We start from the raw sequence: 14,444 nt of genomic DNA on the forward strand, positions 1-14,444 counted from the left end.
TAATTTACATAACATTCTGTATTTAATCAATAAAAAGGAGAACTTTCTCTGAAAGTCCTCCTACTATTCTAGAATCGTCTAATTACTATTTTGCTTCAACACAAATACTGAAAGTTCAGGTACACTCCAAAATCTAACCGGCATTCGGGTTGTCCCAATACCTCGATTTACGTATAAATGTAACGGCTTATTCTTCCCTTCTAATTCATACATACCTTCAACATAGCTCTCAGCTAATTTTGTAGTAATTAATGGACCTATAAAAGGAATTTGAACTTGTCCTCCGTGACTATGCCCTGAAACTTGAAAATCAACTGGATAACAAGCTACTTTGTCTACAACATCCGGCTCATGTACTAATAGCATATTGAAATCTTGTTGCCTTACATGTTTTAAAGTCGCGTCTATTTGCGGCTTCCCTAATAAGAAATCATCCAAACCTGATATTGTAATATATTTGCCGTTTCCCACTTTAATTTTCTGCACTTCATTTACTAATACAGAAAAACCAGCTTCCTCCATATACTTTTTATAAAACACACTCCCCCCCCCGCCCCTATCATGATTCCCAAACACAGCATATTTCCCTAAGGGAGCATTAATTTTCTGCAAAATAACCTTCGCTTCATCTTTTTCCGCACTATAAGATCCAAACTTATCTATTAAATCCCCTGTGAAAACTACTATATCTGGATGCAATTCATTCATCTTCTCCACCAAATTTTCTAGTTGTTTCAATGTAAACTCTGGTCCTAAATGTACATCTGAGAATTGCAATATTTTTTTATTATTAAACTCTTTAGGAATCGTCGGGGCTTCTATTTCATTCCACGTAACTGTTATTAGTTTTCGTTCTATTTCTGTCGCATAGAAATACAAGCTTACTGGAATCATTACTATACTTATGAAACTTATAATAAGTTTCTTGAAGATTGATTTTTTTTGTTCTTTTTTTACATGATGCGTATTCATGTTTTCACCTCTAGATGTAGTTTAAAATCCTTTTGTTACATTGATGTGACAACATGAAAAAAATTGGGGTTTCAACACGTTGTAGCAAATATGTTTGTTATCCCAGCTGCAATTTTTACCGGTCATGTAACTTGGATTGAATATTTCCCAAACTTCTTGTTTTCTTTGGGAATTTAGTAGGCGGTTTGTATTTTGTAGAACTACCTTATTTCATATCTTATAATAAGAAACTACCTACAAATAAAGAGAAGACTGAAATACAGAACAAATCTATATCCGCTTAAATGGAATGGTTATAAAGTAGGCCTAAAAAATATTACAAATTTCATTTTTTTCGTGAATATATCTACGTACACTTGTTCTCGAATGTTTTATACGTTATAATAACAACTTAAATAGCATTATTTACATATGAGGTGAAAAACATGAATAAAACAGAATTAATTAAAAACGTAGCACAAAATGCTGAGATTTCTCAAAAAGAAGCTACTGTAGTTGTACAAACTGTAGTAGAATCAATCACTAACGCTTTAGCTGCTGGTGAAAAAGTACAACTTATCGGATTCGGTACATTCGAAGTTCGTGAAAGAGCTGCTCGTACAGGCCGTAACCCACAAACTGGTGAAGAAATGCAAATCGCAGCTTCTAAAGTACCTGCTTTCAAAGCTGGTAAAGAACTAAAAGAAGCTGTAAAATAATGAAAAAATAGCCTTCTCGTTTATGAGAAGGCTATTTTTTCATAACATAATTAATAAAAATCTGACCATTGTGCTGTTTTTTTTGTTCCTTTATGCAAATAAAACCTTTCCTTTCAAAGAAAGGTTTTGCTGTAATACTCGCCTCTGTATATATATCCCCGTGCCCTAAGTTCACTGCTTCTTTTTCTAACTTCTGTAATATGTATGAAGCTACCCCTTTTCCTTGATAATCTTTATGCGTAAATAAGCGATCTATGTAATGCTCATCATTATAATTCCCAAACCCCACTATCACACCTCTATACTCAGCAACGTAACAAATATTCTTTTCTAAAGACTGTAGCCATCTTTCTCTATCTAGTCGCTTTGGCGCCCATGCCTGTAGCTGTAACTCGTTATAATCTCTTGCATTCACCGTATGAACTGTTTCATAGAACAATTGTAATACTGTTTCTAAATCCTCTTTCTGGAATGTCCTAATTATAATATCCGTTAACATATATGAGTCTCCTTACTAAACTAACACTCGGCTTTCTACTATAATAAGATTCAATATTGCTGCTTTATTATACCTTTTTTCTTTTTATACAAACAAAAAAAACAACACTTATTCAAAGTATTGTTTTTTTGTATAAAAGCATTTTCAATTACTCTATAAATTAAAATTTTTATTATTTTAATTTCACTCTTTGCAATCTTAGTGCATTTAATACGACTGATACCGAGCTAAATGCCATCGCCGCCCCTGCAACCCAAGGTGCTAAGAAACCTAATGCTGCAATTGGGATCCCTAAGCCATTATAAGCTAACGCCCAGAATAGGTTTTGCTTAATATTTCTAATCGTCATTTTACTCATAAAAATTGCATCGGCAATACTATTTAAATCACCACGGATTAACGTAATATCCGCTGCTTCCATCGCTACATCCGTTCCTGTTCCAATTGCCATACCAATGTCTGCTGTAGCAAGAGCAGGAGCATCATTTATTCCATCTCCAACCATCGCTACTTTCTTACCTTGCGCTTGCAGTTTTTTCACTTCTTCTGCTTTTCCTTCTGGCAATACTTCTGCAATTACGTGATCAATACCAACTTGCCCTGCAATTGCCTGAGCAGTTTGTGTATTATCCCCTGTAATCATAACAACGTCTAGACCCATTTTCTTAAGCCGTGCGATAGCTGCTTTTGAAGTATCTTTTACAGTATCCGCAACAGCAACTATTCCAGCATACTCCTTATCTATCGCTATTAACATTGCTGTTTTTCCTTCTCGCTCTAGCTCTTCCATCGATTTAGAAACTTCTTCAATATCAATATTAAACTTCGTCATTAATCGACGTGTACCAATTAATAATTGTTTCCCTTCAACAATCGATTCAATACCGAACCCAGGAATTGCTTCAAATGTTTCCGAACTTGGTATATCAATTTTCTTTTCTTTAATTCCTTCTACTATCGCTTCTGCAAGTGGATGTTCAGAATTTTTTTCTGCCGCTCCTACTAAACGTAGTATTTCTTCTTCATGGAATCCATCTGCTACAATTATATCTGTTAACACTGGCTTCCCATTTGTCACAGTACCCGTTTTGTCTAAAATAACCGTATCTAATCGGTGCGTTGCTTCTAAATGCTCTCCACCTTTAAATAAAATACCATACTCAGCTGATCTTCCTGATCCAGCCATAATAGATGTAGGTGTCGCAAGACCTAACGCACATGGGCAAGCGATAACAAGTACTGCTATCATTTTCTCAAGCGCTCCGCCAAAATCACCAGGTGTAACAAATATCATCCACACTGCAAATGTAATAATAGCAATTACAACTACAACCGGTACGAAAATACCAGAAATTTGATCAGCTACCCGTTGAATAGGCGCTTTCGATCCTTGCGCTTCTTCTACTACTTTAATAATTTGAGCTAATGCCGTATCTCTACCTACCTTAGTTGCTTTAACTTTTAAAAATCCATTTTTATTTATTGTAGAACCAATTACTACATCTCCAATTGTTTTATCAACTGGAATACTTTCACCCGTTAACATCGATTCATCAATCGCAGATTTTCCTTCTACAATTTCTCCATCAACTGGTATTTTTTCACCAGGTTTTACATAAACGATATCACCAGCTACCACTTCTTCGATTAAAATCTTCATTTCTGTTCCATCTCGCACAACTGTAGCTGTTTTCGCTTGTAATCCCATTAACTTTTTAATTGCTTCTGATGAACGTCCCTTTGCCTTTGCTTCAAATAATTTACCTAAAATAATTAATGTAATAAGTACCGCACTCGTTTCAAAATATAAATCTGTCATATGTTCCGAAGAACCAATAGATTGAATACTTAAATATACACTATAGAAATAAGCGGCCGACGTTCCAAGTGCCACGAGAACATCCATATTCGCACTTTTATTACGTAACGCTTTATAAGCTCCAATATAAAACTGTCCACCAATGATAAATTGAACAGGAGTTGCAAGGGCTAGCTGTACCCAAGGGTTCATTAGCATATCAGGTAAATAAATAAACGATGTAAATGAGAAATGACTCACCATTGCCCACAATAACGGGAATGATAAAATAAACGAAATAATAAATTTCTTCTTTTGTCGTTCAATTTCTTGTAAGCGATGATCTGTTGATCCATCTTGCTCATCTGATTTCACTTCTAATTTATATCCTAACTTTGTAATCGTACTCTTCATTTCATTTACACTGACTTCATCAGGATTAAAGTCTACCGTTGCCGACTCTAAAGCGAAATTAACCGTCGCTTTGTTCACACCATCTAACTTATTTAAACGCTTTTCAACTCTATTCGCACATGCTGCACATGTCATTCCTGAAACAGTAAATTCAGCTTTATCACTTACAATTCCATATCCTAACGATTCAACTTTTTCTTTAAAGTGTTGCGGATTTGTTTTAGTTGGATCGTACATTATTTTTGTTTTTTCAAGTGCAAAATTTACATTTGCATCATGAACACCTTCTACTTTTTTCAGACCTTTTTCAATTCTATTGGCACATGCTGCACATGTCATTCCTGATATTTGAAGATTGGCCTCTTTTTGTTCATTCATGTCTCTCACCTCTATATACCCTTATAAGGTATAATTATTAGCAAAATAAATCGTACTTCGTTTAAAGTACGATTTATTTCCATATCTAAAAATAATTATTGAACATCGTATCCTTGATCTTCGATTACAGCAACGATATCTTTTAATGTTATAGCAGATGAGTCGATAGTAACTTCAACAGTTCCTTCTGCTAATTGAACCTTCACTTGTTCAACACCGTTTAGCTCTTTCACACTGCTTTCGATAGAGTTTACACAATGTCCACAAGACATACCTTCAACTTTTAATGTTAACTGTTCCATTTAAAATCCTCCTCTTGTTTCTTCATTGTTTGTTAATCACAACTACATCTTACCATACCCCCCTAAGGTAATCAATGGTTTTGTATCATGATTTTTCAATTATTTTCTAAACGTTTATTTTACACACACTTTTTCACTACAATACACCTAAATCCAATATACGGGTAAACAAAAAAAACAAGCCAGTTACATACTAGCTTGTTTTTACGCTTTTGAAAAACGTTCAAATACTGTCATTAATTCTTCAATTGCTTCGTCACCATTTCCATTTTTAATAGCTCCTGAAACACAATGACTCGTATGATTTTTTAAGACACCCATTCCTACTTTTTTCATCGCTGCATTAATCGCTGAAATTTGCACTAAAATATCAACGCAATAACGATCATTTTCAATCATATTTTGAATACCACGAACTTGTCCTTCGATTCTCTTCAATCTATTTATAATTTGCTCTTTTTCTTTTTCTGATCTATGTGTTACTGATTCATGCTCTTTATGATCCATATTATCACCTTCTTAAAATTTCTCTTCATCCAATAAAACAATTGCTTTTATGAGTATACTAATTATAGCATTAAATATCTATGTATGATACCCCATATGAGTATATTTCCACTTTATGATTATTCTTAACACATTATTAGCTTCTCAGTCTCAATTTTTATTATACCCTTTCCTTTTTGTAAAAAAATCATTATATCTCCAATCAAAATCCAATAAAGTGAAACTTTAATTAGCACTCCCCAATCGGGCTTTTACGGGTAGCCTGCCCGGCAAATAGCGGGATAAATTGAAACAATAATAAGCGGGGATTGTCCATCCCCGCTTATTATTCGCCTACAAATATAAAAGCCTCAATCTTCACACGTTTAAATTGAGACTTTTTTCTTCCTATATATAGTTATTGCTGATCACATACTTTTGTATCATTCACTACTGAAGTTCCTTCAACGGTCACCGTATGAAAACAATCATTCACTCGAACTGTCACAACATTATCTTGCCGATCAATGATATGATATTCATTAAAATTTTTATTCAGAGCACTGCGAATTTGTTCTCCTTCATAAATTGGGATGCCATGTGATAGAACCCAAATCAGTCCAGCGATAGCAAGAATAGTTTTCATACGATCTACCTCCTTGAGAATATAGTGAACTTTTAATCCGCGCTTTTTCAGCTCTATTCCTCTTGATTTGAATGAATCAAGCCTTTTTGGAAATAAGTTCATTTCGTCTATTTTATGTTTATGCTAATTGTGACGGAAATGTGACAACTTTTTGTCTCTTTAGACGAAAAGTTGAAACAAAACTTTCAAAAAGGACAATTCTACTTGAACAACACAAAAGACTATGGAGAATTTCCCCATAGCCTTTTGTTTGCATTTTATTAGACGATCACTTGATTAACTAACTTAAAAATGTGAATTTACTCCAATCACTAGCCTTTTAAACACTGGATACATGACTAATAAATCTCAACCCTTTACTTAAAGAAGTCGGCACAACAGATGCATGATTCTCTCCTTCTGCTTCATAAAACATAAATCTAAATTGATCGTGTTTTACTTGGAGAAGGCGCTCTGACAATTCATTTGCACCTACAACCATATGCTCTCGTTCAAGTGAACCAACTGTAAGAAATACTCCTGTTTTAACCTTTGCATTGTTTAATTCATTTATAAGATTCTCTTCTTTTTCAAGTACAGATCGGTTATTCCACCAAATAGATGGGCTACTAATAAAATAATTTTGAAAGGCATTTACGTTTGTAAATAATATATGTAAAGCAAATAGGCCACCTAGCGAATGCCCAAATAACGTTTGTTTTCCTTTATCAATCGCAAAACTTTTTTCAATTTGCGGTTTAACTTCTTCTTCAATAAAAGTAAAGAAGTTATGCGCTCCTCCTGTTTTAGGCCACGGTTTACCGTCTGGTTTTAAAGGAGCATCTTTTGAAATTACGCTAGGTGTAAAATCATAGCATCTTTCTTCACCTGAAAATACCCCTTCAATCGGATAACCAATACCTACTATAACGGCTGGTGCAACACCTGTTTTTTCCGCTCTAACTGATTGTATTTTAACCGCTTCATGGAATGTTTGAAAAAAGGCATTGCCATCTAATACATATATAACAGAATATCCTGACTCTGGTGCTGGCTGCTTCGGCTTTGAAATATGAATTTGATATTCCTTACCTTCAAATTTTGAATACATTTTCCACTGTTCTGTATTAGATGTTATAATCTGCTGTTTTTCAATCGTAGTAGTCATCTTATATCTCCCCTCCTTAACTCGTCACATATATTTCTACTTTTTCTTCTTGAGGTACAACGCTATCATAACCGAAACAAACAGGAGACCCATTATACGGATCAATCATGACACGTGCATCAATATGAAATACTTCTTTTAGCACTTCATTTGTAATGATCTCTTCTGGGCTACCAGTTGTAACAATTTCCCCTTCCTTCATTGCAATAATCTCATCTGAAAACCTTGCTGCATGGTTAATATCATGTAGTACCATTACGACCGTACAATTATGTTCTTTATTTAACTTCTCCACAATTTGTAATACATCTAATTGATGAGACATATCAAGATATGTAGTCGGTTCATCTAATAGCAACACTTCTGTCTCTTGTGCTAAAGCCATTGCTAGCCATACCTTTTGTCGTTGACCACCTGATAAATTTGCAATTTGTCTCGTTCTAAATTCTGAAGTTTTCGTTATATCTAATGCCCAATCAATCATTTCTTTATCTTTTGAGGTTAACTTGTTTACGTTATTTCGATGTGGATAGCGTCCATAAGAAATTAATTCTTCTACTTTAAGCTCTCCTGGTGCAATCGGAGTTTGCGGAAGTAAAGCTAACAGCTTGGCAATTTCTTTCGTTGGAATTGTATTTAAATCCTTTCCTTGCAAATACACTTTACCGCTTTTTTGCTTTAAAATTCGTCCCATCGTTTTTAATAGTGTTGATTTACCGCACCCGTTTGGTCCTATAATTGTCGTTACTTTTCCTTCTTGTATTTCCACATTTAAATCGCGAAACACTGTAAGTTTTTCATAACTTGTTTCTAAATTTTTTGCACTTAACATACTCACTTTTATTCCTCCTCTTACGCTTTCGCCTTATAAAGTAAATATAAGAAATACGGTACACCGACAATAGAAATAACGATTCCAACTGGTAACTCTACAGGTGTGAAAACTGTTTTTGCAATAAAGTCTGAAGCAATTACAAGAAACATTCCGATTACTCCGCACGTAGGAATGATATGCTTATGCTGAATACCAACAAGTCTTTTCGCTATATGCGGTGCCATTAGTCCTATGAAACCAATACTTCCTGAAACAGCAACACATGCGCTTACAAGTCCGATACTACTTAATAGTAAAATTGATTTCTCTCTTTCTACTGAAACACCTAAACTCGTAATACTCGTTTCTTCCAATTGAAATAAATCTAATAAATAAGCTTTCTTCTGTATAAGTGGAATTAAAATGATAAGCCACGGTAACATAGCAATAATATACTTCCAGTTTGCACTATATATGCTTCCAGACACCCAAACTGCAGCCATCTCAAAATCAGTTGATTTCATTTTGAGTGATAAATACATAGAGAATGCGCCAAACCCTGAACCGATTGCAATCCCTGTTAACAAAAGTCGCTGCGAATCTAACTTACCGTTTTTCCAAGAAAACAGATAGATTATAATGGCTGCACCTAATCCACCAACTAGGCCAAACATCGGCATCATCATTATAGAAATCCAGTCTGTGCTCTTTAATTGTCCTTGAAAGAAAAACATAAAAATGACGATAGCTGTACCTGCGCCGGCATTTACTCCTAAAATACCTGGGTCCGCCAAACCATTTCTCGTAATCCCTTGAATTACAGCACCCGCAACGCCTAATCCTAATCCTACTAATCCAGCAATTACAATGCGCGGAAGACGAAACTCAAAAATAACTAAATCATGCTCTGGTAACGGATCTATTCTAAAAAGTGTTTTAAATACATCTGTAATCGTAATATCAAACGTTCCATTCGTTAAACTAATATAAATGGCACATAGTATTAAAAATATAATAATCCCCATCGTCATTCCAAAACGTTGACTTGAACTTTTAAGCATGTCTCTCTCCTCCTCTTGTACGGATTAAATAAAGGAAGAAAGGAATCCCAATTAAAGATGTAACGACTCCAATTGGCGTTTCAAATGGATAGTTTACAAATCTACTTAATACATCACATAAAGCTAAGAAAACTCCACCAATAACACCCGCACATGGTAAAATCCACTTATAATCTACCCCAATAATAAAGCGAGTAATGTGTGGAATAATTAAGCCTACAAAACCAACTTTTCCTACTAAAGCAACTGCTGTTCCTGTTAAAAAAATTACTGATAAAATTGCCATCGCTTTTACTAGTTTTGTACGCTGCCCTAGATTAATAGAAACTTCTTCTCCTAAAGAAAGAATGGTAATAGATTTCGCTATTAACAGCGCTAAAACTATCCCAATTATCCCAAAAGGTATCGTGATTTTAATTATATTAGGGTCCACTTGGTCTAACTTTGCATTAAACCAAAAACTAACATTTTGAGAGATTTGGAAATACGAAGCCATCGCAGCTGATACACTGCTTAAAAATGTTCCAATAACTGTCCCTATAATTGCTAACCTAACAGGAGATAAGCCATTTTGAAGAAGTGAGCCAAAACCAAACACGATACCGGCCCCTAGTGCAGAACCAATCATTGAACATAAAACCATACCGATCGATGACATTCCTGGAAGAAAAATCATACATAGTGTAATAATAAAGGCTGCACCATCCGTCACACCCATAATCGAAGGGGATGCAAGATAGTTTCTTGTCATCCCCTGCATAAGTGCTCCTGATATGGCTAGAAATGCTCCGACTAAAAGAGCTGCAACTACCCTTGGTAAACGTGAAGTAATAATAATATTATGATTTACATCGCTTGAATCAAAATGAAATAATGCGTTCCACACTGTTTCAGCATCAATACTTTTCGCACCATACAAAATAGAAAGTATAACTGTAGCTAAGATGAGTATGGGTGCTATACATAATATAGTTACTGGTACTGCATTTGTTTTCTGCATATCATTCAACGCACCTTACTTATTGTATTATTTAGATAAACTTTTCACTGCTTCTTTTAAGAATGCTGTTTTACTCCAAGCTGTACCACCTTGTGCCATTGGATCCACAACGTTTACAAATACTTTCTTTTCTTTCGCAGCATTCATACTTTGCCAAATTGGATTGCTTTCAATTTCTTCTAGTACTTTCGGGTTTTTATTTTCACTTGCCTCGTATTGTAAGAAAATATAATCCGGGTTAAGTTCAGCAAGTTTTTCAAATGAAATTTTCTCTTGTGCTTTTACAGTTTTCAATTGCTCTGGAGCAGTTAGTCCAAGATCTTTATAAATGACAGGGTTAAAGTATACGCCTTCAGGATATAGGAATAATTCGTTTGCTCTTAGTCTAACGACAAGTACTTTTTTGTCTTTTAACTTATCTCCTAGTTTTGCTTTTGCTTTTTCAGCGTCCGCATTGTAATCATTAATAATCTTTTCTGCTTTATCTTTTTTACCAGTTAATTCTCCCATTAACTTTAAGTTATCTTCCCAATTTGTTGAAACGTGTGATACTGGGAACGTCGGAGCTACTTTCGTAAACTTTTCAGCTGTTTCTGCTGGGAATTTCGTACTTGATGTAATAACATCTGGTTTTAATTGAAGTAATGTTTCAAAATTCGGTTGCATTTTCTCACCAACAGATTTTGCACCCTCTAAATCTTTTTCAAGATACTTTGGTAATTTACCACCTACAGTAATCGCACCAACTGGTTTAATTCCAAGTACTGCCGCATCTTCCATTGACTCTAAACTCGCTGTCGCAATTTTATCTACTTTTGCTGGCACTGTATATTCTTTACCTAAATATGTAATTTTTCGTTTTTCATCTTTTTTTGTTTCCGTAGCTTTTGTCTGTTGCTTTTGCTCCCCTGAAGTTTTATCCGCACTATTACATGCCGCTAACCCTACACTTAAAACTGTAACCATCCCTAATGTAAATAACTTCTTGTTCATCTTTATATATCTCCTCTCGAAACCTGTAAATAGATTATTTTTATATAAAAACTTAACTACATGAAACTTGTTCTAAGCATATATTTCATTAGATTAATAATTTTATCCGGAACTCATTCTCATTCACTTCCCCTAAAATATAATTCTTTTATACTTCACCCATTGATAATTCTTTTCACTGATAATGATTATCGTTACTAAGTATATATTTAATATGTAATTATTTCAAGAATGATTTGAAAAATTTTAACAAACTGAATTAAAAAGAAGTATCCGCCTATTATTAGCGAGATACTTCTTTTTTTAGAAATTTATATGTAATTCAACTGGACAATGGTCTGATCCTATTATTTCACTGTTAATTTTCGCATCCGTTATTTGCCCTTTTATTCTGTCCGAGACAACAAAATAATCTAAACGCCATCCGATATTTTTCGCTCTTGCTCCCATACGATAGGACCACCAAGAGTATGCACCTTCCTGATTAGGATAAAGGTGACGGTACGTATCAACAAATCCTTCTTCTAAAATACGTGTAAACTTCTCCCTTTCTTCATCAGAGAATCCAGGGTTTTTACGGTTACTTTTTGGATTTTTTAAATCTATTTCTTTATGAGCAACATTTAAATCTCCACAGAAAATAACTGGTTTCTTTTCATCTAATTGCTTTATGTAAGCCCTGAAATCATCTTCCCATTCCATTCTGTAATCTAAACGCTCTAATCCTCGTTTTGAGTTTGGCGTATATAACGTTATCATGTAAAAATCTTCGAATTCTAAAGTAATGACTCTTCCTTCTTGATCATGCTCTTCAATGCCTAAACCGTACGTAACAGAAAGCGGTTCTTTTTTCGTAAAAATTGCCGTTCCTGAATAGCCTTTTTTCACAGCATAATTCCAATATGTATAATATCCCTCTAGATTTAAATCAATTTGTCCACTCTGTAATTTAATTTCTTGTAGACAAAATATATCTGCATTGGATTCCTCAAGATATTCTAAAAATCCACCTTTTGTGATAACTGCACGTAAACCATTTACATTCCATGAAATTAACTTCACTTATAATCCTCCTCTTGCTGTTCACTTTCAAAGTTCATGCTATCACAAAATAGAAAAACAATCATATTTTCATCTTTGTAATCTTGCTCTTACATTTTTGAATACGTACATACGCACTTTATTCAGGTTATACTAATTTCAGAGGTGATGTTCTTTGCACAATGGAGAATTTATGTTAACAAGTGTGTATTGGCAAGCAATTATTCATAATGATTCTTCCTATGACAACAAATTCTTTTATGCTGTGAAATCAACTGGTATCTTTTGCCGACCATCGTGTAAATCAAGAATACCGAATCAAAACAATGTACGAATTTTTCTTCATGCAGAGCAGGCATTACAAGAAAACTTTCGTCCGTGCAAACGTTGTAAACCAAATGGGATCACTTTACCAAATGAAGAGTGGGTAGAACAAATTAAAGAGTATATTGAAAAGCATTTTGACGAAGCATTAACTCTCGACATACTGGCGGAAATGTGCCACGGTAGCCCCTTTCATTTACAACGCACTTTCAAAAGAATAACAGGAATTAGCCCAATGGAATATATACAGCAATTCAGGATTGTAAAAGCGATGGAATATCTTTCACATACAAAGCAATCCGTTAAGGAAATTAGTACTGCTGTCGGGATAGAAAACCAAGAGTATTTCGCAACTTTATTTAAAAAGAAAACTGGATTTACTCCTACTGAATATAGAAAAAAGAACGTAATGAAAGAGGTAGACAATAATGAATTCCTACAAAAATAAATCTATATATTGGACGCTACTTACACATAAAAATTGGTGCTTTCATATTGCTGCAACTGAAAATGGAATTTGTTTCATTGGATCACTAGACGCAAACTTTGAAGAACTAAATATATGGGCTAGAAAAAAACAGCCCCAACATATATTGACTTGCAATCCAGATTACATGCAAACATATACGAAAGAAATTATGGAGTATTTAGAAAACAATCGTGAAACTTTTACTTTCCCTATCGATGCTTACGGAACTGCTTTTCAATTATCCGTTTGGAATACGGTACGTGAAATTCCTTACGGGAAGACCTATTCTTATTCAGAAATTGCAGAAAGAATTCAAAAACCTACAGCTGTGCGTGCCGTTGCTTCTGCTATTGCCGCCAACCCTCTTCTCATTACGATTCCTTGCCATCGCGTTATAGGAAAAGATGGAAAACTAACTGGTTTTAGAGGCGGATTAGAAATGAAAAAAGAATTGCTCACATTAGAAAAATTACAGGTGGAATTCATATGACAGCAGAATATAATAACGCATTGACTTTAGCAGCTCCAAAAGAATTTAATTTCCAAGAAAACTTACGCTATCTATCACGTTCTAACAATGAATGTATGTTTCACATTGAAGATAACAAAATTTATAAAGTCATTCCTGTTGAACATGTAAACCCTTTAGTTGAAATTAGTATAAATACTGACGGAAATATTCAAATACGTTTTTTAGGAGAATCCTATAACTCTGAAAAATGGGTATGTGATGCTGTAGCTAACTACGTAATAGAGTGGTTTGATTTCACTACCGATTTAGCTCCTTTTTATACATTAGCTAAACATGCCCCACTCCTTCAAGGTCCTATTCAAGATTATTATGGGCTTCGCACATTAGGTATTCCAGATTTATTTGAAGCACTTTCCTGGGGAATTATCGGTCAACAAATTAACCTCGCATATGCTTATACGCTAAAAAAAAGATTAGTTGAACAATTTGGAAGTTACGTAAAATGGAACGATAGAAAACATAGGATATTCCCATCACCTGAAACAATTGCAAATTTACATGTAGAGGATCTTAAAAAATTAAAAATGACGACTAGAAAATGTGAATATTTAATCGGTATTGCGAGGCTTATTACAGAAGGGAAACTATCAAAAGAATCGTTACTACAAACACAAGATGTAAAAATTGCTGAAAAACAATTAACCGCTATCCATGGTATAGGACCGTGGACTGCCCACTATGTTTTAATGCGCTGTTTACGCTTCCCTTCAGCCTTTCCAATTGATGATGTTGGTCTGCATAATGCAATTAAATTTATTACAGGTTCCGAAAATAAACCGACTAAACATGAAATAAAAGACTTTGCGGCAAACTGGACAAATTGGGAATCTTATGCAGCTTTTTATTTGTGGCGCGTGCTATATTAAAAAG

Annotated in this window: 16 protein-coding genes and 1 pseudogene; 5 read left to right on the forward strand and 12 right to left on the reverse strand. The window is 34.4% G+C overall.

Features of this window, described 5'->3' with window-relative positions:
* Window positions 1-78: 78 nt before the first annotated feature.
* Entirely contained in the window at window positions 79-972 is an 894-nt protein-coding gene (locus tag JDS81_RS11525) for a metallophosphoesterase (protein ID WP_097953948.1), read from the reverse strand.
* Between the two features lie 63 nt (window positions 973-1,035).
* Here JDS81_RS11525 and JDS81_RS11530 point away from each other — a divergent pair.
* Together JDS81_RS11530 and JDS81_RS11535 are read left to right on the forward strand one after the other, a co-directional pair.
* Window positions 1,036-1,256 (forward strand): annotated as a pseudogene (locus tag JDS81_RS11530) (formate/nitrite transporter family protein); the annotation flags it as partial.
* 141 nt (window positions 1,257-1,397) lie between these two features.
* Complete coding sequence (locus JDS81_RS11535) at window positions 1,398-1,670, forward strand: HU family DNA-binding protein (protein WP_001043903.1); 273 nt, start codon at window positions 1,398-1,400, stop codon at window positions 1,668-1,670.
* Window positions 1,671-1,701: 31 nt separating this feature from the next.
* Here JDS81_RS11535 and JDS81_RS11540 read toward each other — a convergent pair whose 3' ends face one another.
* From JDS81_RS11540 to JDS81_RS11590, 11 genes are all read right to left on the reverse strand, one after another.
* On the reverse strand, window positions 1,702-2,169 hold the full coding sequence (locus tag JDS81_RS11540) for a GNAT family N-acetyltransferase (RefSeq protein WP_097953949.1): 468 nt from the start codon (window positions 2,167-2,169) through the stop codon (window positions 1,702-1,704).
* Window positions 2,170-2,341: 172 nt separating this feature from the next.
* A complete protein-coding gene (locus tag JDS81_RS11545; RefSeq protein WP_097953950.1) occupies window positions 2,342-4,759 on the reverse strand; it encodes a heavy metal translocating P-type ATPase in 2,418 nt (805 codons plus the stop codon).
* Window positions 4,760-4,854: 95 nt separating this feature from the next.
* Entirely contained in the window at window positions 4,855-5,061 is a 207-nt protein-coding gene (gene copZ / locus JDS81_RS11550; protein WP_000436968.1) for a copper chaperone CopZ, read from the reverse strand.
* A 204-nt stretch (window positions 5,062-5,265) separates the two neighbouring features.
* A complete protein-coding gene (locus JDS81_RS11555; protein ID WP_000349642.1) occupies window positions 5,266-5,568 on the reverse strand; it encodes a metal-sensing transcriptional repressor in 303 nt (100 codons plus the stop codon).
* Window positions 5,569-5,965: 397 nt separating this feature from the next.
* Complete coding sequence (locus JDS81_RS11560) at window positions 5,966-6,193, reverse strand: hypothetical protein (protein WP_000849103.1); 228 nt, start codon at window positions 6,191-6,193, stop codon at window positions 5,966-5,968.
* Window positions 6,194-6,512: 319 nt separating this feature from the next.
* Window positions 6,513-7,340 (reverse strand): alpha/beta hydrolase, encoded by an 828-nt coding sequence (locus JDS81_RS11565; protein ID WP_097953951.1) that lies wholly within the window; start codon window positions 7,338-7,340, stop codon window positions 6,513-6,515.
* A gap of 16 nt (window positions 7,341-7,356) precedes the next feature.
* Entirely contained in the window at window positions 7,357-8,178 is an 822-nt protein-coding gene (locus JDS81_RS11570) for an ABC transporter ATP-binding protein (protein ID WP_097953952.1), read from the reverse strand.
* Window positions 8,179-8,192: 14 nt separating this feature from the next.
* The gene (locus JDS81_RS11575) at window positions 8,193-9,215 is read right to left on the reverse strand and encodes a FecCD family ABC transporter permease (RefSeq protein ID WP_000920445.1); all 1,023 of its coding nucleotides are present in this window, start codon (window positions 9,213-9,215) and stop codon (window positions 8,193-8,195) included.
* Window positions 9,208-10,215, reverse strand: coding sequence for a FecCD family ABC transporter permease (locus JDS81_RS11580; protein WP_097953953.1), 1,008 nt, complete (start codon window positions 10,213-10,215; stop codon window positions 9,208-9,210). Before JDS81_RS11580 ends, JDS81_RS11575 begins: the two co-directional genes overlap by 8 nt.
* Window positions 10,216-10,242: 27 nt before the next feature.
* Window positions 10,243-11,208, reverse strand: a complete 966-nt coding sequence (locus tag JDS81_RS11585; RefSeq protein WP_097953954.1) for an iron-hydroxamate ABC transporter substrate-binding protein — start codon at window positions 11,206-11,208, stop codon at window positions 10,243-10,245.
* 303 nt (window positions 11,209-11,511) lie between these two features.
* Window positions 11,512-12,270, reverse strand: coding sequence for an exodeoxyribonuclease III (locus JDS81_RS11590; protein ID WP_000767623.1), 759 nt, complete (start codon window positions 12,268-12,270; stop codon window positions 11,512-11,514).
* A 172-nt stretch (window positions 12,271-12,442) separates the two neighbouring features.
* On the opposite strand from JDS81_RS11590, the gene JDS81_RS11595 reads away from it, so the two are divergent.
* Genes JDS81_RS11595 through JDS81_RS11605 form a run of 3 tightly spaced genes read left to right on the forward strand, consistent with a single transcriptional unit; the run spans window position 12,443 to window position 14,440 of the window.
* Window positions 12,443-13,021: a bifunctional transcriptional activator/DNA repair enzyme AdaA gene (locus JDS81_RS11595; protein WP_015000850.1), complete on the forward strand. Its 579-nt coding sequence runs from the start codon at window positions 12,443-12,445 to the stop codon at window positions 13,019-13,021.
* The gene (locus JDS81_RS11600; protein WP_097953955.1) at window positions 13,002-13,532 is read left to right on the forward strand and encodes a methylated-DNA--[protein]-cysteine S-methyltransferase; all 531 of its coding nucleotides are present in this window, start codon (window positions 13,002-13,004) and stop codon (window positions 13,530-13,532) included. The genes JDS81_RS11595 and JDS81_RS11600 overlap by 20 nt, the downstream gene beginning before the upstream one ends.
* Window positions 13,529-14,440 (forward strand): DNA-3-methyladenine glycosylase 2, encoded by a 912-nt coding sequence (locus JDS81_RS11605; RefSeq protein ID WP_097953956.1) that lies wholly within the window; start codon window positions 13,529-13,531, stop codon window positions 14,438-14,440. The genes JDS81_RS11600 and JDS81_RS11605 overlap by 4 nt, the downstream gene beginning before the upstream one ends.
* The last annotated feature ends 4 nt before the right edge of the window (window positions 14,441-14,444 follow it).

The organism is Bacillus cereus group sp. N31 (assembly GCF_016483245.1).
Lineage (GTDB): Bacteria > Bacillota > Bacilli > Bacillales > Bacillaceae_G > Bacillus_A > Bacillus_A toyonensis.